The organism is Bradyrhizobium lupini (genome assembly GCF_040939785.1).
Classification (GTDB): domain Bacteria; phylum Pseudomonadota; class Alphaproteobacteria; order Rhizobiales; family Xanthobacteraceae; genus Bradyrhizobium; species Bradyrhizobium canariense_D.
On sequence record NZ_CP162553.1, the window covers coordinates 927,550 to 949,710 of the forward strand.

20 protein-coding genes and 5 pseudogenes are annotated in these 22,161 nt (G+C 62.0%); 6 read left to right on the forward strand and 19 right to left on the reverse strand.

Annotation, left to right across the window (positions count from 1 at the left end; translation table 11 throughout):
- Positions 1–1,415: 1,415 nt before the first annotated feature.
- Together AB3L03_RS04770 and AB3L03_RS04775 are read right to left on the reverse strand one after the other, a co-directional pair.
- Complete coding sequence (locus AB3L03_RS04770; protein ID WP_368508304.1) at positions 1,416–3,077, reverse strand: cytochrome b5 domain-containing protein; 1,662 nt, start codon at positions 3,075–3,077, stop codon at positions 1,416–1,418.
- A gap of 551 nt (positions 3,078–3,628) precedes the next feature.
- Positions 3,629–3,949, reverse strand: a pseudogene (locus tag AB3L03_RS04775) (MBL fold metallo-hydrolase); the annotation flags it as partial.
- A gap of 427 nt (positions 3,950–4,376) precedes the next feature.
- Here AB3L03_RS04775 and AB3L03_RS04780 point away from each other — a divergent pair.
- A complete protein-coding gene (locus AB3L03_RS04780) occupies positions 4,377–4,529 on the forward strand; it encodes a hypothetical protein (RefSeq protein ID WP_157643068.1) in 153 nt (50 codons plus the stop codon).
- Between the two features lie 28 nt (positions 4,530–4,557).
- Here AB3L03_RS04780 and AB3L03_RS04785 read toward each other — a convergent pair whose 3' ends face one another.
- Positions 4,558–4,863, reverse strand: coding sequence for a hypothetical protein (locus AB3L03_RS04785; protein ID WP_085351027.1), 306 nt, complete (start codon positions 4,861–4,863; stop codon positions 4,558–4,560).
- A 292-nt stretch (positions 4,864–5,155) separates the two neighbouring features.
- Here AB3L03_RS04785 and AB3L03_RS04790 point away from each other — a divergent pair, with 292 nt between their 5' ends.
- Positions 5,156–5,527: a response regulator gene (locus AB3L03_RS04790; protein ID WP_368509128.1), complete on the forward strand. Its 372-nt coding sequence runs from the start codon at positions 5,156–5,158 to the stop codon at positions 5,525–5,527.
- Between the two features lie 13 nt (positions 5,528–5,540).
- Here AB3L03_RS04790 and AB3L03_RS04795 read toward each other — a convergent pair whose 3' ends face one another.
- Positions 5,541–5,840, reverse strand: coding sequence for a hypothetical protein (locus AB3L03_RS04795; RefSeq protein WP_143273925.1), 300 nt, complete (start codon positions 5,838–5,840; stop codon positions 5,541–5,543).
- A 319-nt stretch (positions 5,841–6,159) separates the two neighbouring features.
- Between AB3L03_RS04795 and AB3L03_RS04800 the strand changes: the two genes are divergently transcribed.
- Complete coding sequence (locus AB3L03_RS04800) at positions 6,160–6,582, forward strand: hypothetical protein (RefSeq protein ID WP_247366735.1); 423 nt, start codon at positions 6,160–6,162, stop codon at positions 6,580–6,582.
- Between the two features lie 67 nt (positions 6,583–6,649).
- On the forward strand, positions 6,650–7,180 hold the full coding sequence (locus AB3L03_RS04805) for a hypothetical protein (protein WP_368508305.1): 531 nt from the start codon (positions 6,650–6,652) through the stop codon (positions 7,178–7,180).
- Between the two features lie 179 nt (positions 7,181–7,359).
- Here the strand turns inward: AB3L03_RS04805 and AB3L03_RS04810 are convergent, their stop codons facing one another.
- Entirely contained in the window at positions 7,360–8,040 is a 681-nt protein-coding gene (locus AB3L03_RS04810; RefSeq protein WP_311979541.1) for a hypothetical protein, read from the reverse strand.
- On the opposite strand from AB3L03_RS04810, the gene AB3L03_RS04815 reads away from it, so the two are divergent.
- Positions 8,039–8,632: a hypothetical protein gene (locus AB3L03_RS04815; RefSeq protein ID WP_311979540.1), complete on the forward strand. Its 594-nt coding sequence runs from the start codon at positions 8,039–8,041 to the stop codon at positions 8,630–8,632. The two genes, AB3L03_RS04810 and AB3L03_RS04815, sit on opposite strands and share 2 nt — an antisense overlap.
- Before the next feature lie 23 nt (positions 8,633–8,655).
- Here the strand turns inward: AB3L03_RS04815 and AB3L03_RS04820 are convergent, their stop codons facing one another.
- The 7 genes and pseudogenes from AB3L03_RS04820 to AB3L03_RS04850 all read right to left on the reverse strand — a co-directional run bounded on the left by AB3L03_RS04820 (position 8,656) and on the right by AB3L03_RS04850 (position 15,658).
- Positions 8,656–8,832, reverse strand: a complete 177-nt coding sequence (locus AB3L03_RS04820; protein ID WP_158091523.1) for a hypothetical protein — start codon at positions 8,830–8,832, stop codon at positions 8,656–8,658.
- A gap of 113 nt (positions 8,833–8,945) precedes the next feature.
- Positions 8,946–10,572 (reverse strand): annotated as a pseudogene (locus AB3L03_RS04825) (FGGY-family carbohydrate kinase).
- Between the two features lie 24 nt (positions 10,573–10,596).
- Positions 10,597–11,325 carry an SDR family oxidoreductase gene (locus tag AB3L03_RS04830; RefSeq protein WP_018458784.1) on the reverse strand — a complete coding sequence of 243 codons (729 nt, stop codon included), beginning with the start codon at positions 11,323–11,325 and terminating at the stop codon, positions 10,597–10,599.
- 27 nt (positions 11,326–11,352) lie between these two features.
- Positions 11,353–12,609 (reverse strand): sugar ABC transporter permease, encoded by a 1,257-nt coding sequence (locus AB3L03_RS04835; protein ID WP_018458783.1) that lies wholly within the window; start codon positions 12,607–12,609, stop codon positions 11,353–11,355.
- The gene (locus AB3L03_RS04840) at positions 12,606–13,430 is read right to left on the reverse strand and encodes an ATP-binding cassette domain-containing protein (protein WP_018458782.1); all 825 of its coding nucleotides are present in this window, start codon (positions 13,428–13,430) and stop codon (positions 12,606–12,608) included. The genes AB3L03_RS04835 and AB3L03_RS04840 overlap by 4 nt, the downstream gene beginning before the upstream one ends.
- 60 nt (positions 13,431–13,490) lie before the next feature.
- A complete protein-coding gene (locus AB3L03_RS04845) occupies positions 13,491–14,564 on the reverse strand; it encodes a sugar ABC transporter substrate-binding protein (protein WP_026233659.1) in 1,074 nt (357 codons plus the stop codon).
- A 206-nt stretch (positions 14,565–14,770) separates the two neighbouring features.
- Positions 14,771–15,658: an AraC family transcriptional regulator gene (locus AB3L03_RS04850; protein WP_018458780.1), complete on the reverse strand. Its 888-nt coding sequence runs from the start codon at positions 15,656–15,658 to the stop codon at positions 14,771–14,773.
- A gap of 170 nt (positions 15,659–15,828) precedes the next feature.
- On the opposite strand from AB3L03_RS04850, the pseudogene AB3L03_RS04855 reads away from it, so the two are divergent.
- Positions 15,829–16,002, forward strand: a pseudogene (locus tag AB3L03_RS04855) (acetyl-CoA C-acetyltransferase); the annotation flags it as partial.
- An 18-nt stretch (positions 16,003–16,020) separates the two neighbouring features.
- On the opposite strand, the gene AB3L03_RS04860 reads toward AB3L03_RS04855, so the two are convergent.
- From AB3L03_RS04860 to AB3L03_RS04890, 7 genes and pseudogenes are all read right to left on the reverse strand, one after another.
- Positions 16,021–16,317, reverse strand: a complete 297-nt coding sequence (locus tag AB3L03_RS04860) for a YciI family protein (protein WP_018458779.1) — start codon at positions 16,315–16,317, stop codon at positions 16,021–16,023.
- 152 nt (positions 16,318–16,469) lie between these two features.
- Positions 16,470–17,479 (reverse strand): annotated as a pseudogene (locus AB3L03_RS04865) (NAD(P)H-dependent flavin oxidoreductase).
- Positions 17,480–17,501: 22 nt separating this feature from the next.
- Entirely contained in the window at positions 17,502–18,689 is a 1,188-nt protein-coding gene (locus AB3L03_RS04870) for an acetyl-CoA C-acyltransferase (protein WP_085350862.1), read from the reverse strand.
- Positions 18,690–18,703: 14 nt separating this feature from the next.
- Positions 18,704–19,833, reverse strand: a pseudogene (locus tag AB3L03_RS04875) (acyl-CoA dehydrogenase family protein).
- A gap of 23 nt (positions 19,834–19,856) precedes the next feature.
- Complete coding sequence (locus AB3L03_RS04880) at positions 19,857–21,038, reverse strand: acyl-CoA dehydrogenase family protein (RefSeq protein ID WP_368508306.1); 1,182 nt, start codon at positions 21,036–21,038, stop codon at positions 19,857–19,859.
- 9 nt (positions 21,039–21,047) lie between these two features.
- Complete coding sequence (locus AB3L03_RS04885; RefSeq protein ID WP_018458774.1) at positions 21,048–21,785, reverse strand: SDR family oxidoreductase; 738 nt, start codon at positions 21,783–21,785, stop codon at positions 21,048–21,050.
- 14 nt (positions 21,786–21,799) lie between these two features.
- The gene (locus AB3L03_RS04890) at positions 21,800–22,045 is read right to left on the reverse strand and encodes a hypothetical protein (protein ID WP_368508307.1); all 246 of its coding nucleotides are present in this window, start codon (positions 22,043–22,045) and stop codon (positions 21,800–21,802) included.
- Between the last annotated feature and the right edge of the window lie 116 nt (positions 22,046–22,161).

The following is a 22,161-nucleotide window of genomic DNA, read 5'->3' on the forward strand; positions in this document are numbered from 1 at the left end:
ATGCGTATTGGTGTCGCGCCACCCACCGGCACCTAATACGCACCACATCACCCTCGATATGGTCGGACCACCGACGCTTCGAAATGGAAGGACGCTCTTGCCGGCGTTGATGTCGTTGTCAATGCGGCGGGTGCCCTGCAGGAACGGGACATGCAGGCGGTTCATGTTGCTGGCAGCGCGGCGCGGGGCCAATCAAGAGTGCGAAGTCATTGGATGTCTCAGCAGGCGGTTGCTGGGCCCGGCCCGGGCCTAGCAGAATCCCGCGCTAGCTTCATTGTATGCGGCGCGCGAACCGTTGGGGCTGACTGACATCAGCGCCGAACTGAACCAAGGCTGGAGCCGAGTGACTTCCGCAGTTTGCCCGAAGCTGCAAATCAGAGTCCTCTGCTCTTGTCGCTGTTTGACCCTGAACGGACGTGCTAGGCATAAACAGCTGGACGCGGTGTGGTGTGAGGTCTTGGCTTTGGTTTGCTCGGACGTCCGCATCACGGACTGACGCGCTCGCACCAAACCCCTGTCTTACTGGGCTTGATCGCAGGCCTGCAGGATCCGGACAAAATCAGCCATGCTGGATCGATCTTCAGCCATAGCTACAACCTGAGTATTGGACACGCGTTGGCTTCCCCGTCTGAACCACATCAGGAGGTCGGCGATGTTTCTCATGGCGGACTCTCTGCACAAACTACGGCCGTAAGCGTCAGTTGAGCGGCGAAGCGCCGCTAGATCGGGAGAAGGGCCGGCGGGCGCTACGCCGCCGGTCTCGTCCCGCAACTGCGGCTCGCAGGGCCGGTTCCGTTACTTTTCAGCCTGGATGTATCAGTAACATTAGCCCTTGGTCGGCGCCATCGCGCGCAGGTATGAAGTGACCATACTTAGGTAGACTTGGGTTAGTGAATCGGGATCGGGAGCCATCCCGACCGGTACCGTTCGAATTGGAGGCTGCCGCCGACCAGGCCATCGCTGCCTGAGGTCGAGACACCCGGGAGGCGGTCAAGGCGCTCATTGTCGCGAACGGCTTCCTCGAGGCGCAGGTCGAGGATTGCGAGCCTCGGTTTCCGCCGGCTACTCGCGCGGCCGGTTCGTCGTCCGCGCGACCGTCCCCCGAATTGATCAAGTAGGCACCTCGAAACCGCCGTCGAAAAGGCGTCCTCGATCAAGCTGCAGATCCGAGCTTCATCCTCCACGACCAGAACTCGAATGGCATTACTCGCCTCGGCGACCGATGCGGTCGTCTCGCGTGACGGTAAGTGCGTTGGCCCGCGAATGTCGTGCGCCTCAGCCGTCGCGAGCCGGCACGATATTTGGAAGTCTACCGGCTGTCGGAATTCTCTTCGCGATGTGCGAGGCGGGTCGATGGCGCGGCTCGGATGCGGCCTACGGCAGTGCCGCCAGGTGCCCGGCTACGACGAGGTGGTTCAATTCTCGACGAGAGCGCCCACGCAAAAATTTGCCATGTGCGCGACGGCCTCGGTGCTGTGATAGTCACCGAATTCGGCAGTGGCCTCCTTGCCAGCGTACATTCGTGCGATTCCAGCGCCGCCAGGGTGATGAGGGGCCCACTCGGTGATGTCATAAACTTTTCCCGAGATGATGATCCAGCAGTCGTTCTGTGTGTTGTGCAGAGCGACCTCTTCGCGCGTGACGCGGCGCGTACCCTTCGCCGGATTGGCGGGCATCCAGAGCTTGATCCCACCGTACCTTACCTTGGCGGTTCGGCGGAAGTCCCACGGACCTAGCCTCTTGGCAGGCAACTCGCTGCCGATCTTGCGGGCGTCGTAGGCGTAGATCCAGGAATCGTCCTCGCCGCCGCGCTTATCATGGGCAAAGGCAGGACTCACACGCTCATCGAGTCTCTCCAGTAGCGCCTTCTGCTCAGCGGTGTCCTTCGCTCGCAAATGGTCGAAGGCGAATTTGGATCCCAATTGAAAGCGGGTAGCGCGGTAATGCCGCACGCGTTCGTAGTGCAACAAGGCTGTAGGCACATCGCGCTGGTGAAGCGCAAAGGCGCTGGCAAGGGCGGCGGCGTCTTCGAAGGACTGAGCAGCTCCTTGACCGAATGTGGGTAGCATCGGGTGCGCCGCGTCACCGAGCAGGCAGATGCGGCCCTGCACCCAGGTTTCGAGCGCATCGCGATCGTAGAGACCCCACTTGGTAGGACGAACGATCGCCCCCGACAGAGCGATGAGGTCGTCTCTGCTGGGATGGCCCGCGAATGCCTCGCCGACCTCGCGAACGATCTCCTGCTGACTGACGGGAAACCAGTCGCCCTCCTCCTGCTCGAACGCGGCGGACTCAGGCTCATAATGCGCGATCCACACGTTCAACAACTCGCCGCCGCGTACCCAGTACGTGGTCGCGCCGCTCCTATCCGCCCGATGGCGGTCCATGCTGAAGGAGTTGATGGGATTGTGGTCCAGCGGGTTACCGTTCGCTTTGCGGAGGGACGCAACCCCCGTCCGCGGAATGAGTCCTCGAAAGCAGGTTACCTCCGTCCAACGCTTGGGACGCGAATTCGGCCACGCCAGCTGTAACGTCGCAGAGTTGATCCCGTCCGCACCTACGAGAAGCTCTCCCGTGGCGGTTCGACCATTCGAAAAGGTCGCTATTACCTCGCCTGCGGTCTGACGCAGCTGCGTCAGTCTGCAGTCCATGTGCACCGCGATCGGGCATGGCGCGCCGCTGTCGATACCGAAGTCGGACACTCGCTTGTACAGGCACATCAAAAGGTCCAGCCTGTGCATGTGATGAAAGCCGGCGCCGTCGCCTGCGGCGGTGACATGATCGAATGGCCTCTTTGTCACGCTCCCATCTGCGTTGAACTGTCGTGTCGACTCCAGGATTGCCGCGCGGCCGCCGTCAATGACCCCGTCGGGGCCTTTGGAATCTCCCCCATCCAGGTCGACGCCTAGCCAACGACATATTCGCGCCCCGTTGGGCGGGATGTTCAACCCGGCGCCTGCGGTGCTAGGCACCTTCGTTTGCTCGTAGACATCGACCGATGCGAACACTCCCGACCGACGCAGCGCCAAGGCCGTCATCAACCCGCCCATTCCCGCACCGACGATCACTGCCCTCATCCATCTTCCTTCCGATGCAATCGAATGCCCCTCAACTCGCGGCTGGAATAAGTTTAAGGCGCCTCAATGGGCTCGAGACTAGCGCCGGGCTGATTGGCAATAAAGGATCTTGTCGCACGCCAAATAGAGTTCTGGAGTTCCTCGGTCATCGGCCTCCGTGAGCAAACACGCCGACCGAGCGCCAACTTCCATTGAGGATGAGCCAGTCGCGTCGGCTTGGCGCTGCGTTGCAAACCTCGGTCCTCGTCTACGAACCGACATTTGGCGCCGCCTTCCGAAGGGAGCGACCGGGCAGTGCGAAAGGTCGTCGGACCTACCCGATCCTTTCATTGGCCCTCGCAGCCAGCAGCCAGACGGTGCGGTATACTCGGCGGTACAGGCATCATCGGCAGCACCGGCACGAATGGCGGCGCCCTGGCGCCCGGCAGCGGGTCCGGTACCCTGCGGCCCAAGGCAGCCTGGTATTCACGGCAGCATCGAGCCATTTGGTCGAGGTCTCGTCGGCGAGCAGCGACCGCACCGATGTAACGTGCACAGCTACGCTTCCCGGCATCCTCGACTTCGAACGAATGCGACAGCCGAGGATAAAGCATGTAGCGCCCGGTCGCACAGGCAAGCTCGCGCTCCTGAGGGTGAAACCGCGCATGCGTAAATCGGTCGAAATTGCCGGCGTGGTCGTAGTGCAGATGCGTGAGAATCACGTCCTTGACGTGGGCAGCGTCGATATCGAACGCGGCAAGCGTCTCTACCGGGCAGCGCAGGTAATTTCGCCTGCGCTGCTTCGCGACCTCGGCATTGAACCCGGTGTCGATGACGAAGATGCGGCCGCCTCCCCTCGCCAGCCACACGAAATAGTCCATCGGCATTGGTCCAAACGCGCCCTTGATCATGGGCCGTTTCGCTTTTGCGTCACCAGTCGCAGCGGGATGTTATGCAGGTTGGCGCGGCCTCGCACGGCCGGCTCTGTCCTGCCGAGCGCCTGGGCGATCTCGTCGGGTCGGCGCCCAGCCGCCGCCATCACCAGCAGCTGTTGATGCTCTTCCGGTGTCCACCTCCGGATCAACGGATAGCGTGACTGTGCCATCGTCCCGCGTCCCCAGCCTGTTGCCAGGTTATCGGGCTGCAATTGCTGAGTCGTGCTTTAACATATGATGCCTATCTCGCAGGACGAGGCGAGCGGATGGCGCCGGACTGAGCGAGCACAGGGCTTGGATGGAGGCTCCACGGCGGGGCAAGCCGGTAGTTTTCCGGGCCGTAAATTTTCGTCGGCTTTAATAATTCGAGCGAATGATCGCTCCGATGACCGGAGACCTTGACCATCAAGCAGAGGCCATCGCCGCAATGCGCAAAGCGGTCGCCGCGACCTGTGCTGCCGAGCGTTTGAAGTGGTTGAGGGCCGCTTTGGCGTGGAAACATCTTGAAAGCTTGGCGAAGGGCAAGTTGGCAGCGTGAAACTCCCCGCGAGCGGCCTGTTCGCTGGTCAAGACCTGGCGCAGTTTTCGATCATCTCCGCGAGCGCGGAGCAGAGGACGGGCTTCTCCAATCGGGGAGCATTGCGGAAGCCGCCCGGCAATCCATCGGATGTGTGGCCGGTCAGGAAGAAAAATTGCAACCCGCGACCACGAGTGATCTCCGCCACCAGTTCAGTTGTTTCATCGGCAAGCCTCAGGTCGAGAATGGCCAGATCGAAGTCTGCCACCCGCGCGACTTCGATTGCTTCCTTCAGGGTGCCTGCTTCGGCGATGACCTTGTCGCCCAACTCCTCCAGCATGTCGCAGACCATCATGCGGATCGGCGCTACGTCCTCCACCACGGAAGATTGAGAGTGCGCCCATGCTCCGTCTCGTCGGCCTTGATATCCGCCATGCAGCCGGCCAGCTCCCTGGGGCCCTCGGATCGGCCTATGTTCACTTTTGGACACATTTTCAGGGAACAAAGCGCCGCAACATAGTAGGTTCAGCGTTCCGAGACGGAGTGAACATGACAGCGCCGTCGCCTCTCATCTTGGTGGTGGAGGATGAATACCCATTGCAGGCGGTGTCGAGGAAGCCCTGCTGGAGGCAGGCTTCGCGACTGACATTCTCTCGTCTGCCGAGGAAGCCCTGACTCTCTTCAGAAGCGGCATGAAGGAGTACCGGGCGGTCGTCGCGGATGTGAACCTCAAGGGCACGCTCAGCGGCTGGGAATTGGCCAGACAGCTCAGACAACGAGAGCCGACGTTTCCCGTGGTCTACATGACGGGCGCTGCAGCGAACGATTGGGGTTCGCAGGGCGTCCCAAATAGCATCCTGTTGCAGAAGCCGTTTGCACCGGCCCAGCTTGTCACTGCGGTCTCGAAGCTCCTCAATGAGGTCCACCGACGCACAAGTAAAAACCGCCGCCGTCACTGGCTCGCACAGCAAGCCAGCGTCCCAGCCGTCCATGGCGGCAGGAACGAAGCTCGGCAATGAACATTTTTTAGTCTCAGTTGCCTCGTTCGCTCCGCCTGCAATAGCGCAGGGTATGCTCACGTGCGGCAAATGCGATGAGATCGACAACAAGATCGCGCGCCATAGTCGGTTGTTGTCTCTTGTCACTGACAAGATCGCGAGAGACGGTATCGCCGACTTGATCGAGGAAATGACGACGGCGAAAGCGGCACTTCATCCCAACCAGAGGAGAAGTAAGCTCGCACTCGAACGCGCCAATCGGCGGTAGATCCTCGCCGACAGTTCCATCAACATTCTCTTTCTCGCGGCCGCGACCGCAGATCGATGCGAGCAATCAAACTCTCTCCTGAATTCTTGCAACTCTCTGCCATTTACCAAGGGCAGATTTGCTTCCGGTGAACCGTGTCGATCAAGCGTGTCGCAAGACTGGTGCACACGTCCGGCCCGCTACCGACATGAAATGGGAGTTACGCCATGCAGCATCTGCCGAACGATACCTTCGACGTCATCCTTGACCAGTTTGGTCAAATCGAGACCGTGTACGGAGATCTCGGATTTCCCGCAGCCAAGGACGTCTCGGGCGGCAACGACACCGTGACGGCAACGTCACCGAGCTCAATACGAGGCTCACGATCTTCGGCGATGACCAGTCGATGCTGCTTGGTCACTCGCAAGGCGGAAACGACACATTGTTCGCCGATATCGGCGGCGGCTGGAACACCGCTCTCGTGGTGGGCGATGCCAAATCGATGATCGACGACGCCAAGGGCGGCAATGACACCATCGTCGCGGATGCCCATGGCACGGTCTATACCACTGTCTCGGCCTTCGGCGACGTCGCGGGGGACATGTCGGGCAACGCGCAGGGCGGCCATGACGAGATAACCGGCTCGATCGCGTGGCGCGGTGGCGCCAACCTGTTCGCCGGCGATGCCGGCGGTTCCATGATGACACCTCGCACGGCGGCAACGACACGCTCGATGTCAGCGTGCTCACCACGGACGGCGTGGCGACCGTCAGTGGCGACGCCATCGGCGCCCTGCGCGGCCTTGCGCAAGGCGGCAATGACAATATGACGGTCACCTTGAACGGCGACAGCGCCATAGCCGGCGCGACCTTGTCGGGGACTCGTCGACGTCCCTGATGGATCTTACCGAGGGCGGCGACGATGTCCTGACCGTCAAGATCGAAGGCCAGTACGCGGATGCGGTCTCGTCAGTGTGCGGCGACGCGCCGATCATGGCCGGTCATTCTCATGGTGGCAACGATATCCTCAATGGCGGCGTCGGCCGGGATTTCATGTATGGCGATGCAGGAATCTATGAACCGGCGACGCCAGGCTCGATCACCGGCGGCAGCGACACGCTGAACGGCGGAGCGGGCGACGACTGGATGTGGGGCGGAGGAAACAGCGACTTCTTCGCCTTCAGCACCGGCTCCGGCAACGACACGATCGCCGACTTCGATCAGGGCAACAAGGCCGTCGGCAGCACCGCAGCGGAACACGATCTGATCGATGTGCAGGATTACGGCTTCGCGGACTGGGCGGCGCTGTCGAGTCTGATCAGCGACAATGCTTCCGGCGATGCCGTGATTCATCTCTCCGGCAACGACTCGATCACGCTGGACGGGATTCACGCGGCGAATCTGCATCCGACCGACTTCATCATCTGAGGGAATAAATCAAAGCGGCGATGTCGTACCCCGACGCGCGGGGCGACATCGCAATCGCGAGTGCGCACCGACCAGTTTCGCCGCACGGCGCAGCGAAACCTGTCGCGAACAAACTCTGTCCCGAATTCCAGCAAATCTCCGCCATCGACCAAAGCTAGATTCGTCTCCGTGAAGCGTGGTCACAGCACGTCGCGCAAGAGTTTTGCCGATGTCAGGCCCGCCTCCGACAATGAAATGGGAGTTACGCCATGCAGCATCTGCCGAACGACACCATCGACATCCTGCTCGACCAATTTGGCCAAATCGAAACCGTCATCGGAGATCCGAACTTTCCGACCACCACGGACGCCTGGGGCGGCAACGACACCGTGACCGCAACCATCACTCAGCCCGAAGCAGAGGTCACGATCTTTGGCGACGACAACACGACGCTGCATGGCCAGTCCCACGGCGGCAACGACACGCTCACGGTCAACGTCAACTACGGCTGGAACGCCGCCCTCGTGGTCGGCGATGCCCAGGCGATGACCGACGACGCCAGGGGCGGCAACGACACGATCGATACCCAAGACCACTCGATGTACACCAACGTGCATGCTTTCGGCGATGTCGCCGGCGACATGTCCGGCAATTCGCACGGCGGCAGTGACACCATCACGGGCGCTGTGGGCTGGCGAGGCTTCGACAATGTGTACGCCGGCGATGCCGGTGGCTCCATGAGCGGCACGGCGCAGGTGCGGCAACGACACGCTCGACATCAGCTTGAACACCCGGGAGGGTTCAGCGAGAGCCAGCGGCGATGCCATCGGCTCCATCAGCGGCGATGCGCATGGCGGCAACGACAACATCATCTTGACCATGAGCGGCGAAAACGTCTGGGCCGGTGCGTCGCTGTCGGGAGATTCCTCCACGTCCCTGACCGACAACGCACAGGGTGGCAACGACATCCTCACGGTCAAGATCAGCACCGAGTACACCGACGATGCGCGCGATATGCTGTTCGGCGACGCTCCGACCATGTCCGGCAATGCCCATCGCGGCAACGATATCCTCACCGGCGGAGCGGCCACCGACTTTCTGTATGGCGATGCAAAGGTCTATGATCCCGCAACACCGGGCTCGATCACCGGCGGCAAGGATTTGCTCAACGGGGGCGCCGGAAATGACCAGCTTTCGGGCGGCGGGAACAGCGACACCTTCGTCTTCAACACCGGCTCCGGCAACGACCTCATCACCGACTTCGATCAAGGAAACAAGGCGGTCGGCAGCACCGTGACCGAGCACGATCTGATCAACCTGCACGATTACGGCTTTGCGGACTGGACGGCGCTGTCGAAGCTGATCAGCGACAATGCCGACGGCGATGCCGTGATTCATGTATCGGCGAGCGACACCATTACACTCGACGGTGTCCACGCCGCGAGCCTGCACCCGACCGACTTCCTCATCTGAGAAAAGCAGGCATCTCGCCCCGCCTACAGCGGGGCGAGACCCGGGTTACTCCCCGCCCACAGGATCCCTTCAGCCGCCCCCTGACGCTGGCGACCGCCTTTGGCCGCGACGAGCCAGTTGATGTCGTCGAACTTCTCCGTCAGGTCCGCGACCAGATGCGTCGTGCCAGGATGCAGCGGTCCTGCCTCATTGGCGCTCACCGTTCACGATCGCAACGACCTTGCCCCATGGGCTCTCAGAACCACGGATGGTCTAGGATCGCGCCTCGGCCCGGTCAGATGCCGTGCTTGGTGCCGGGTCCAGTTGGCAAGAGCTAAGAAGCTCTTCTAATTGCCCGGCCGACCTTCTGCAGAGCCTCGAAGGCTCCCATGCGCTGATCAACCCAGCCTGCCAAAGCGGCCTGGGGTTGATGGATGTCTCCCAAGACCGACATCGCCTGCATCGCCTCACTGAGGTCGGAATGGTCGCCCGAGGCAACTGATCCAAGCATCGCGGAGCCGAGCAGGACGGCCTCCGGAGAGGCTGGCGCAGCGACCGTCAAACCCGTCATATCGGCGAGGACCTGCCGCACGAGGCGGCTCTTTGCGGCACCGCCGCTGACCACGATCGTATCGACCGCAATGCCCTTGTCTTGCTGAGCGCGAACGATCTGCCGGGCCCCGCAGCCGAGGCCGCAAAGCCCTGCAAGATAAAGCGCGAGCAGACTCTCCAGATCCGAGCGCATATCAAGGCCCGCAATCAGTGCGCGCGCGCCGGGATCGGCGAACGGCGCTCGATTGCCGAGGAATTCGGGGACGACATGAAGCTGGCCGACCAAATCCGGGAGCATTTCGGCACCGCCGCGTGATTCTGATTTCCGAGGCAAGCCAATCGGCAAGCGTCTGCTGCTTCTGGCCCGCAGCCTGTGTCGCTTGCGCGGAATTCGGATGCATCTGCAACAGATGCTCGATCGCAGCGCCGGCGGCCGACTGTCCGCCTTCATTGAGCCAAAGCCCAGGCACCATGGCGGAGAAATAAGGTCCCCAAACGCCAGGGACGAAGAAGGGGTCCGGTGTGGTCGACATGGTGCAGGCGGACGTTCCGAATACATAGGCCATGCGCGTGAGCACCGTGCCCGCCGCTCCGCGCGCCCCCACCGTACCAACACCGCCGGCATGTGCATCGATGAGGCCGGCGGCGACCGGCGTACCCATCGCGAGTCCGAGATCGGCCGCGGCCTTCGCCGTCAGGCCCGCTGCCAGCCTGGTCCCGCCGGGCACGATCTCGGTGCCGATCCTGCGGAACTGCTCATCCGGCAGCACGCCGAGGCCAATCCTGCGGAAGAATTGATCGTCCCAGCGGTCTTCGTGGCCCAGATAGGTCCACTTGCACGTCACGGTACAAATGGAGCGGGACAAACTCCCTGTTGCACGCCAAGTGAGAAAATCAGTCAAGTCCATAAACTGCCACGCATGGGAGAACGTCTCGGGCATGTTTTCGGCGAGCCACAACAGTTTCGGCGTCTCCATCTCGGGAGAGATCGTTCCGCCGACATAGTCGAGAACTTTCTCGCCCGTCTGGTTGATACGGCGCGCCTGATCCGCAGCGCGGTGATCCATCCATACAACGACGTTGCGAGCAGGATCGCCGGACGGCCCGACGGGCAGCGGCACACCCGCCTCGCCAAGCACCACCAGCGAGCAGGTCGCGTCAAAGCCTATGCCGGCGATACTGTCCGCCGCGATACCCGCCTGCACCACCGCGCTACGCACGCTGCGGCATACGGCACGCCAGATATCCTCGCTCGACTGCTCGACGACGTCGCCAGCCTCCCGCCAAAGTGCAACAGGGGCGCTGTCACTCGCCAGGAGCCTGCCAGAGCGGTCGAAGAGTCCGGCCCGTGCGCTGCCGGTGCCGACATCGATGCCAAGGAAATGGCGGTTATCGGGTTGCTTGTTCATCTCAGGATCGCCGATCGGAAGATGTTACAGATCGTTGCTCTGCGGCAGAATGACGAGGTCGCGGATGGTGACGTTTCTCGGGCGCGTCAACATGAAGAGCACTGCCTGCGCGACTTCCACCGGCTGCATCAAGCCACCGGCCGCCATTTCCTCCTCGATCTTCTCTTTGGGCCAATCCTTGATGAGCGCGGTCACGACTGGACCGGGCGCAACGGCGCCGACGCGCAAACCGTGTTTCGCGACCTGCCGGCGCAGAGTATGCACAAAAGCCTGCACGGCGTGCTTGGACGCGGTATAGATCGGTTCCCAGACGACAGGCACGAGACCTGCGATCGAACTGGTGACGATGATGTCGCCGCTCTTGCGCTCAACCATGTGCGGCAGCACCGCATGGATCGACCGGAACAGCGCATTGACGTTCAAATTGAGCATGCGGTCCCACGCGTCGGGATCGCCGCCAAGCACCTCGCCGCCGACATAGGCACCAGCATTCGCATGGAAGATGTCCAGTTGACCCGCTTTCTCCAGCACCTGCGGCATCATCGCTTCCATGCTCAGGGGATCGGTGAGGTCGATACGTAACGGAATCGCCTGATCGCCCAGCGCAACGCAGGCGCTGCTCAGCGCCTCTTCCGCCCGATCGATCAGCACCACCCGCGCGCCGGCCCCGATCAATGTTCTGGCGCATTCGAGACCGATGCCCGATGCGGCGCCGGTGATCGCCGCGACTTTTTCTGCAAGTTCCTGGGCCAAGGCTTGTCCTTTTCCTACGAGAGTTGTTCAAGCTCGGCCGTGGGAAAGGCGCGAGCGCCGTGCCAGCGAATCGACGATGACTGCAATGGCAAGGACCGCGCCCGTAATCATGTACCGCAGCGACGAGGAGAGATCGAGCAGCGTGAGGCCGCTCGCGATGGACTGGATGACGATGACGCCGAGGAGCGCGGAATAGGCGCTCCCGCGGCCGCCAAACAGGCTTGTGCCACCGATGACCGCGGCGGCGATCGCGTTGAGGTTCACATCCCCGGTCCCGGCCTGCTGGCTGGAAGATGCCAGCCGCGCTGCGGCCAGAATGCCGCCGGCCGCGGCCAGCGTGGAGCACAGCATGAATGCGGTCGAATAGACCCGGCGAACGTTGATGCCAGCCCGACGGGCCGCCTCGCGATTGCCGCCGACGGCAGACATCGAGCGGCCCCATTTGGTTCTCGTCAATGCGTAATTCATGATCACGCACAAGCCGACGAACAGACCAAACATCCAGGGAATGCCGCGCCCGAGATTGAGATAATAGACAACGAATTCGAGCACGATGGTGACCAGCAGCGCCTTCAGCACCATGCGACCAAGCGAACTGGCCGATAGCCCCGCCGCCCGCCGGCGCGCGGCCGTTCGGTAGCCGGTCACGAACATAACCACGCTCGCGACCGCCGCCAGCACGTAGGATACGATCGACGGCATGACGAGCATCTGTCCGAAATTGACCAGCGCCGATCCATACGGAAGGTTGATCGAGCCGGAGGAGCCGAGCAGATACAGCTGCAGGCCGAGCCACGTCAGCAGGCCGGCCAGCGTCGAGACGAAGCTCGGCATACCCAGACGATTGAACAAAAATGCATAGAGCGCGCCGATGGCAGCGCCCAGCACCAACGCCGTGACGATCGCCACGGCGACCGGCCAATCCTGAGCGACCCAAAGCACGCCGACGAGCGCCGAAGAGAACCCGCTCACCGATCCGACCGACAGATCGATTTCGCCGACCATCAGGATACAGACGATGCCCAGCGAGATCACACCCACTGTCGCGCAATCGAAAAGCAAATTGACCAGATTGTTCGGCGCGAGAAAAACAGGGTTGAGGGTCTCGAACGCCGCGCAGATGACGATGAGCCCGACGACCACCGGCAGCGATCCGAGATCGCCCGACCGCACACGGTCCACAAAGGCGCCGATCGTGTTTCCAAGCGTGTCCGCGTGCTTGACTCGTTCGTCACTGCGGTCGAGCAACCGCGCCGTCGAAACCTGTTGCGTGTCGTCGGTCATCGCCCAAGCTCCGGCGACTGATGGGCGCGGCGCCGCCTGGCGCGGCGCGAGACAGAATTTTCGTCCGCTCCGGTAATCGCCGTAACGAGATCCTGATTGGACACGTCGGGATCGAACTCGCCGTTGTTGCGACCGAGGCGCAGCACCACGATCCGATCGGCAACCGCGCGGACGTCCTCCATGTTGTGACTGATCATGATGACGCCGAGACCGCGTGCGCGAACGCGTTCGACGAGGTCTAGCACCTCAGCGGTTTGGGCAACGCCGAGCGCCGCAGTCGGCTCGTCGAGCAGAATGAGTTTCGGCTCAGTCAGCAGCGAGCGCGCGATCGCCACGGTCTGGCGCTGTCCGCCGGAGAGCGACGCCACGGGCTCTCGCACGCTCGGGATCCGCGCTGACAGCTCGTTGAGCAAGGTACAGGCGCGAAGCTCCATGGAGACCTCGTCGAGCCGCAGCGGGTTGAGCTCGCGGCCGAGGAAGATGTTTGCGACCACGTCGAGATTCTCGCAGAGGGCCAAATCCTGGAAAACGGTGGCGATGCCGAGGCCGAGTGCCATGGATGGGTCGGACAGGACAACATGTTCACCGCCGAACGTGATCGTTCCGGAGGTGGGTTGGTGCACGCCGGCAAGGATCTTCACCAGCGTGGATTTTCCTGCACCGTTATCACCCACAAGTGCCACGACTTCGCCGGCATGCACATCGAGATCAACATCGGTCAGGGCGGACACGGCGCCGAAATGCTTGGAAATTCCGCGAAGACTCAAGACCGGCTTGCGCGGTCCGCCCTGCGCGTCATCGGCATCCGAGATCGTGGTCATGTCCCAATTCGCCCTCTCATCCTTCGTCCCGGCCGCCGGAAGCGGCCGGGACCGACGTCGTCACTGCGTGATGCCAAGCTTCTTGCAACCCGCGGCATATCGGCCCGTGCAGAGCTGATCGGCCGTCTGGATCTTCTTATCGATAATCTCCGCCTTCAGGTTCTCCTGAGTGACGACGGCCGGCACGAACAACTTCGATGGCGCATTGAATAGCGTAGCTTCCGCCTTGGGCATCTCTCCGGAGAGGAATTTCACCGCCGCTTGCGCCGCAGCAGCTGCCACGATCTCACTGGGTTTGGAGATCGTGTTGTACTGATCGCCTGCGATGACGAGCTGAAGCGCGGCAATCGTCGCATCGTTGCCCGTCACCGGCGGCACCGGCTCGATACCTGCGGCCTTGAAGGCGGCAATTGCGCCACCGCCCGTGCCGTCATTGGCAGCTACGACGCCGAGGATCTTCTTGCCGAAGCGGGTGATCTGGCCACTCGCCCATTGCTGCGCCTTCGGCGGCGCCCAGTCCGGCGTGTCGTATTCGGCCAGAATTGGATAGCCGCTCTTATCAAGCCCCTCGTGGATCCCCTTCTTGATGAGTCCCGCAGCGGCATCGGTCGGCGATCCATTGATTTCGAGTACGCCTTCGCCCTCCTTCGCCGTCGCGTTGGCGGCCTTAAGATGCTTGACGAGCGATTCGGAGATAGCCTTGCCGATGGCTTGATTGTCGAAGGACACGTAAAAATCGACCTTGGCGTCGGGGACCGGCCGGTCATAGGCAATGACCTTGATGCCTTGCGATTGTGCCATCTTGACCAGGGATGCCGCGGCAGTGGAGTCGACGGGGTCGAGCACGATTACCTTGGCGCCCTGCGAAATCACCGAGTTGAATTGCTGTTGCTGCCGCGCGGCATCCGCGCTGGCGTTCTGGTAGATCACCTTGCAACTGTCGCACAGCTTCTTCATCTCTGCGACGAAGCCCGGATAATCATGTTGTTCATAGCGGGTGGAGGCCTGGTCCGGCATCAGGAAGGCGACGGTCGCGTTCTTCACCTCTGCGGCCCGCGAAGAAATGGCTGTTGTGCCGAGCAGCGAGAGGGCTATGCCAATTGTGCCCGCATATTTAGCAGAGAACTTTCTCATTTCAGATTTCCTTTCCAGACTGGGTGTCAGGGTGTCGTCGTTGATCCTTCGAAGTCAGGCCCTCGCTGCTTCCGTTTCCGACGGCACGATGAGCGCCGGTGCTCGGAGCCGCGCAGAATTCTGGTCGAACGATTGCTGTCGCGGACCGCCGTCGGCGTGTCCGCGTCATTCTTCCGTAACGATCCTCCTTCTTTGCTCCTATGCGGCTAGGCCGCGTGCGCCTCATCGATGTTGTGCGCCAACAATCGTCTGAAGCGCGAAGGGGGCATGCCTTTCTCGGCCAGGAACTGCCGGTTAAAATTGGAGAGATTGTTGAAGCCGACCTCGAAGCAGATGTCGGTGATGGAAGCCTGCTCGTCGCTCATCAATATCTGACAAGCGAGATTGATACGCAGCCGCTTAACGTATTGCACCAATGACATGCCCGTGTGCCGGCGGAACGAGCGCGAAAATGCGCTTTGCGATTGACCGGCGATCGCAGCAAGCTCCGCTTCGCCGAAAGGTTGCGTCAGATTCTTCCGGATGAATGCGAGTGCCTTGTTCATTCCCACGGACATGTAGCCAGACGGATCGGGCAGATAGTTTGGGCTGGACAGCGGACGCGCCTGTCGCGCGGCGCGACAGAGTATCCCCAAGATCATCAAGAACAGCTCGATCCGGCGCACGCCGTTCGCCGTGACGATCTCCTCCATGAGTGGGACGAGCGCATCGCTCGTGCTGCGGGTGAACAGCGCACCACGCCGGGAAAAATCCAGCAGTGCGGCAAGGCCCGAAAGCTCAGGCATGACCTTCATCAGGTCGCCGATGAATTCTTCGCTGAATTGAAGGATGCGTCCGCGTAGCGGGATGGCGCACTCTGCCGGCAGATCGCTCACCCAATTGTGCGGCAAATTGGGGCCGGTGAGCACGAGATTACCTGGTTCGAAGTCGCCGATGAAGTCACCGACGAAATAGCGTCCGCTGGTGGCCACGACCTGATGGAGCTCGTACTCGGGATGGAAATGCCAGCGGACGGTGTGGAATGGGTAGCCGTGCGACCACGCCTTGAATGACTCGCCGCGCCGTATCTGGACAACTTCCAGGTCCGGTTCCATGTCCCCTCCCTTCAGGCCGGTGCGGCTTGTAATGATCCGCCTCCGCTCCCTTATCGGCTGATTGGTTCAGCGCTTCCTCTCGTTGGCAGAGTAGCGACCAGTACCTAGGCACGCCACCACCATTTCAGATGTGAACTGATACTTTTTTGACGTGCAGCACGCCGTCCGGCCAAGTTCCCGGATTGAAGGCAGCGTTCCGCACCAACGGCACTATTACGCCGGCCGCCTCCCCCGCCAATGCCGACGGCGCCGCGGCTCCCATCCTTGCAAAACGCTGTCTCGCCGATCGCGATGGCCTACCCGTGCTGGCACAGATCAAAGGTCATGCCACCCACGCTGCCAAATTGGTCCAGGGGAGGATCTCAGCCGCGCGCCTTCAAATGCATCATCGGGTAATGCTCATAGTGGCCGGCGCCGTTCTTCACGACAGGATCTTCCGAGGTGACCGCCTCGATGTCGAGATCGTTTGGGATCTGATAGAGCGACACGCCATAACCGCCACGCGGGTCCGTGACGGGACCGTGCGCGACGATCTGCCCCTTTGCGAGCAGATCATCCAGGAACGCACCGTGCTGCTTCATCCATTGTTTCTCAGCGGCGCTCATGGTCGCCAGGAAATCCGCCCGGGGCGGAATGTACTTGCAGAGATAGTACTTCATTGGCCGCTCCTCGGTGAAAACGACATTTCAGCTTGCTTGTCGGCCTGGCCCGCCCCCCCAACTTGAGAGATCAATCGGTCACGCCGATCCGCTGCTCAATGCGATCAGCGAGCATTGATCTCGGCACTGAAGCGCTCGCATGCAAACCTTTGTCAAGCAACGGCGCGCGTGGCCAGATCGGCGACAGTACCGTCAAGAAATCCAGTCAGCCGCTGCCGGATGATCTGCTCGGCTTCCCTCATGATGCGGTCGATCAGCTCCTTCACCGTCGGGATATCGTGGATCAGTCCGACCACCATGCCGCAGCTCAAGCACCGGCATCCATGTCACCATCGACCATCACCCTGGGGTAGACACCCGCGACCTGCTCATGGATGTCCTCGATCTTGAGGCTCGCCCCCTTCTCGCGCTCGACCTCGAGCAATTGATCGACACCCTTGTTCTTCAGCACGCGCTCGGTGTTACGCAGCGCGCGCATGACCAGCACGGTATCGAGTTCGGTGGCTTTGACGAGGGCCTGCTTGACGTTGGCGTGGACGGGAGCTTCCCTGGTTGCGACGAAGCGGGTACCCATGTTCATGCCGGCGGCGCCCATCGACAGCGCAGCAACGAGGCTGCGCGCATCCGCCATGCCACCCGAGGCCACGAACGGAATCTTCAGTTCATCCGCCGCGCGCGGCAGCAGGATCATGTTCGGGATATCGTCCTCGCCGGGATGGCCGCCGCATTCGAAGCCGTCGACGCTGACGGCGTCGCATCCGATCTTCTCGGCTTTCAGCGAATGCCGCACCGAAGTGCATTTGTGGATCACCTTAATGCCGGCAGCCTTCAGCGCGGGCATGTACGCTTCCGGGCTGCGGCCGGCGGTCTCCACCGCCTTGACGCCACCTTCCTTGATGGCGGCGATATATTCCGGATAAGGCGGTGCAGTGAAGCTCGGCAGGAAGGTCAGGTTCACACCGAACGGCTTGTCGGTCATGTCGCGACAGCGCGCGATTTCCTTCGCCAGCAGCTCCGGCGTCCGCTGGGTCAGGCCGGTGATGATGCCGAGACCGCCGGCATTCGAGACCGCGGCGGCAAGCTCGGCAAAGCCGACATAATGCATGCCGCCCTGGATGATCGGATGCTGGATGCCGAACAGTTCAGTGATTGCTGTCTTCACGTGCGCTTTCTCCGCTTTCCGATCAGTTGACGAGTTCAAATAGGCCGGCCGCGCCCATGCCGCCGCCGATGCACATGGTCACCACGCCGTACTTCGCCTTGCGCCGCCGCCCCTCGATCAGGATATGGCCCGCAAGCCGGCTGCCCGTCATGCCGTAGGGATGGCCGATCGCGATCGAGCCGCCATTGACGTTCAGCTTGTCCGGATCGATGCCGAGCTTGTCGCGGCAGTAGATCACCTGGACAGCATAGGCTTCGTTCAGCTCCCAAAGATCGATGTCATCGATCCTCAGGCCGTGGCGCTTGAGAAGGCGCGGGATCGCCGCGACCGGACCGATGCCCATTTCGTCCGGCTCGACTCCGGCGGCGACGAAGCCGCGGAAGATGCCGAGCGGCTTAAGGCCCTTCTTGGCGGCGGTCTTGTCGCTCATGAGCACGCAGGCCGATGCTCCGTCGGAGAGCTGGCTGGCATTGCCGGCCGTGATGGTCTTGCCTTCGAATACCGGCTTGATCTTCGCCAGTCCTTCCGCCGTGGTCTCGGGGCGCGGCCCTTCGTCCTTCGACAGCGTCACCTGCTGATAGGAGACTTCCCTGGTGTCCTTGTTGACGACGGCCATCGTCGTTGTGATCGGGACGATCTCGTCATTGAAGCGACCGGCCTGCATCGCGGCACCAATGCGGCGCTGACATTCGAGGCTGTATTCGTCCTGCCGGTCGCGACCGATCTTGTAGCGCTCGGCGACAATCTCGGCAGTGTCGAGCATCGACATGTACATCTCGGGCTTCATCGCCATCAGCTCGTCGTCGACGGCGTGGAACCTGTTCATGTGGTCGTTCTGCACCAGGCTGATCGATTCGATGCCGCCTCCGATCGCGATCTCGACGCCATCCAGCATGATCGAGCGGGCCGCGACCGCGATCGCCTGCAGGCCGGAGGCGCACTGCCGATCGATCGTGGTGCCGGCGACGGTGACCGGCAGGCCGGCACGAACCGCCCCCTTGCGTGCGACGTTCATCACCATGGTGCCCTGCTGCATCGCGCAACCCATCACCACGTCTTCGACCTCGTCCGGCTCAACGCCCGCGCGCCTCACCGCTTCGGCCATCACATGGCCAGCCATGGTCGGCCCCTCGGTGTTGTTCAGCGCACCGCGATAGGCCTTGCCGACGCCGGTGCGGGCGGTGGAAACGATAACTGCCTCTGTCGTCATGGCTGCCTCTTTGGTTACGCTGCCGCGTCGAGCTGCACATAACGCAGCAAGTGGTGAGCGGGATCGCCGAACTGGATATTGATCGAGGAGATTCGCTTAAAGTAGTGACCGACGTTCAATTCGTCGGTCATGCCCATGCCGCCGTGGAGCTGCACCGCCTGGTCGGCGATGAACTTGCCGGCATAGCCGACCCTCGACTTGGCGCCGGAGGCGAGGCGCGAGATGCCACTTTCGCCGGCACCGAGGCTGAGACTGAGATGCTGCATCAGGGAAAGCGCCTCCTGATGCGCGATGAACATGTCGACCATCCGGTGCTGCAACACCTGGAAGCTGCCGATGGTGACGCCGAACTGCTTTCGGGCCTTGGCGTATTCCAGCGTCGCAGAGTTCAGTTCGGCCATCGCGCCGACCGCCTCGGCGCAGAGCGCGCCGATGGCCCTGTCGCGGCAGCCTTCCAGCAGGGCGACGCCTTCGCCCTCGCTGCCGAGCAACTCGCCGCGAACATCGCGGAAAGTGATCTCCGCGGCACGGCGGCCGTCGATGGTCTTGAAGCTCCGCAATTCGAGATTCGCCGCCCGGGCGTCGACGACGAACAGGCTGACGCCGCCACAATCGTCGCGCTTGCCGGCAGTCCGGGCGGAGACGATGAGATAATCGGCCCAAGGCGCCGCTATGACGGCGGTCTTCTCACCACTAAGCGTGTAGTCCTTTCCCTCTCGCCGCGCCGTGGCCGCGACATTGGCGAGATCGAAGCGCGAGTTTTTTCGGTCCAGGCCAGCGCCCAGATCTTGTGTCCGGCGATGATATCGGGAATGAAGGCCTGCTTCTGCTCTTTCGTCCCTGCCTGCTCGATCAAGCCGCCGACCAGCACGACCGTCTCCACGTACGGCTCCACGACAAGGTGGCGGCCGAACTCCTGGGCAACGATCATAGTAGAGAGCGGGCCGCCACCAAGTCCGCCGCTCTCCTCGGAGAATGGCGCGGCGAGCAGGCCGAGCTCCGCAAAAGCGCCCCATTGCTTGCGGCTCCAGCCCTCTTCGCTGGCCACGATCTTGCGGCGCGCCTCGAAGCTGTATTGGTCGCGTAGCATACGCTGTACGCTGGAGCGCAACAGTTCCTGCTCTTCCGTGAACTGGATATCCATCCGATCCTCTTGTTGCGCTGTTGCTAGAGACCGAGCACCGCTTTGGCGATGATGTTGCGCTGGATCTCGTTTGATCCACCGTAGATGCTGAGCTTGCGCGCGTTCAGGTATTTCTCCGACGCTGTGTGGCCGTAATCGGCACCCGGCATGAACTGGTTTGCGCCCGACGGTTGCTCGCGAAGCGCCAGGCCATAGTTGCCGATGGCACGATGTGTGAGCTCGGTAATGCCCTGGAAGATCTCGGTGCCGCGGATCTTGAACAGCGAGGCCGCGGGCCCCGGATCGATGCCGCGCGCCATCTGGGCAACGACCCGCAGCTCGGTGGCCTCGAGCGCGAGCACATCGAGCTCGAGCCGGCCGATCTCCTTGCGAAATTCGAGATGCGCCGGATCGTCCGCTGCGATCTCCGCTTTCACGATCTTCTTCAACCGGTCGAGGTAGCGCGTCGACCGGCCGATCCCGGCCATGCTGGTGCGCTCGTTGCCCAGCAGGAATTTTGCGTAGGTCCAGCCCGTGTTCTCCTCGCCGATCAGGTTCTCGACGGGAACGCGGACATCCTCGAGGAAGACGTCATTGACCTCGTGCGAACCGTCGATCGTGATGATCGGACGCACGGTCACGCCTGGCGACTTCATGTCGATCAGGAGGAACGAGATGCCCGCCTGAGGCTTGGCGCTCGAATCAGTACGCACCAGGCAGAAGATCCAGTCGGCGTGCTGCGCCAACGTTGTCCAGGTCTTGTGACCGTTGACGATGTAATGGTCGCCGTCGCGCACAGCCTTGGTCCGGACGGTGGCGAGGTCTGAGCCTGAGCCCGGCTCGGAATAGCCTTGGCACCACCAGTCTTCACCCGACAGTATCCGCGGCAAGAACTTCTGCTTCTGGGCATCATTGCCGAAGGTGTAAATGACCGGACCAACCATGGTGACGCTGAACGCCAACGGCGGCAGCGTCCCGGCCCGGCTGGTCTCCTGCTCGAAGATGAAACGCCGGGTGATCGACCAGCCAGGGCCGCCAAATTCCTTGGGCCAAAGCGGCGCGATCCAGCCCTTCTCGTAGAGAATTTGGTGCCAGAGCAACGATTGCTCTTTGGTCAGGTCGGTCTCCGGATTAGGGACCCGCATTTCCTTCGGATAGTTTTCGGCGATGAAAGCGCGCACCTCATCACGGAAGGCCGCATCTTCGGGAGACAGTGCGAGTTCCATCTGCGCTTCCTACCACTTCTCACCGAAGGGGCGGATTTCCAGCTCAAAGGTCCAGGCGCTCTTCGGCTGCTGATACAGCTGCCAATAGGACGCCGCGACCGAGGCCGGCGGCATCAGCAGATCCGGATCGTCGAGCGCATTAGGCCCGAGCGCTTCCAGGCGCCGCTGGCGGACCCATTCGGTGTCGACGCCGGAATCGATAACGAGGTGCGCGACGTGGATATTCTTCGGGCCGAGTTCGCGCGCCATTGCCTGCGCCACAGCGCGCAGTCCGAATTTGGCGCTGGCAAAGGCGGCATAGCCGCTGCCACCGCGCAATGAAGCGGTCGCACCGGTGAAGAAGATGTTGCCCTGGCCGCGCGGCAGCATCAGCCGGGCCGCCTCGCGCCCGGCGAGGAAGCCGGAGTAGCAGGCCATCTCCCAGACCTTGCGGAACACGCGCTCGGTCGTCTCGAGGATCGGGAAGTTGACGTTGGCACCGATATTGAAGATGCAGACATCCAATGGTGCGTGCTTGTCGGCGTCGCTCAGAAAGGAGACGATCTCCTCCTCCTTGCGCGCGTCGAGCGAACGTGCGTGGATCTCGCCGCCGGCAGCCTCGATCTCCTTGACCAGCGGCGCCAGCTTGTCGCCGTTGCGGCGACCCGCGAAGACAGTAAAGCCCTCGGAGGCAAATTTCTTGGCGATCTCGCCGCCGATGAAATCGCCCGCGCCGATCACGGCGACGGTTGCATTTCTCTTTTTCAAGGAACTTCTCCCAGTTAGGTTAGGCGCGCTGTGTGCGAAGCAGTTCTATCGGCCCTGGTGGACCACATTTTTTGAGCGAGACCAGAACGATCGGGATTCGCCATCGCGCCGATCGAGGCTACCATGGTCGTGGCGCAGTCCTCGATCGGCCCGATCTGGCCCACCGCTTTGGCAAGATGGCGATCTGTCGATTGGTCGATGCGGCCAGCAAACCGAAAAGCGGTTTGATCGAGACCGAGTGCTTGCGACAGCTTCGCCACGACTAACCGCCTCCCGACTGAAAAACATCGGCGCCTTTTTCAGCATTGCGCCTCGAAGCGAAACATGCGTTCTTTTTTAGAACTCGTCAATCGCTATTTTGTTGTCACGATCGGAT